General features: G+C 68.6%; 1 protein-coding gene. It reads left to right on the top strand.

All coding sequences use genetic code 11. The annotated features are described in order from the left end of the window. Positions 1–373 (top strand): DUF6493 family protein (locus EII35_RS16195; protein ID WP_221739817.1); only part of this gene is annotated, 373 nt, incomplete at both ends.

Raw genomic sequence — 373 nt, 5'->3', positions numbered from 1 at the left:
CCCGGGTGTTGCGGTGCTGCCTGGAGGCGCTCACCCGGGATTTCTCGTCGTATCGGGCGGGGTGGTTCTCGAGGATGTGGACGGCGTTGGAGCCGTCTGTCGAAGAGACGGCCCGGGATCAGGACCTGTTGCTCAGGTGTCTGGGGACGGGGATCACGGCGACGGTGTCGCTGGCGATCAAGCAGCTGGCCCGGCTGGCCAAGGCCGGGCTGCTGGATGGTTCGGGTTTCGTGGCGGCTGCTGCTCCGGCGCTGACGGCGGGGAAGGGGACGGCCCTGACGGTGGTGAAACTGTTGGAGCCGCTGCCGGACGCGGCCGAGGTGCTGGCTCAAGGACTGACCCATGAGCACGTGGATGTGCAGCGGGCGGTGGT

The sequence above is a fragment of the Arachnia propionica genome (assembly GCF_003932785.1).
Lineage (GTDB): Bacteria > Actinomycetota > Actinomycetes > Propionibacteriales > Propionibacteriaceae > Arachnia > Arachnia propionica_B.
The sequence above is the reverse complement of the archived record's forward strand: the minus strand, read 5'-3'. Positions and strand labels throughout refer to the sequence as shown.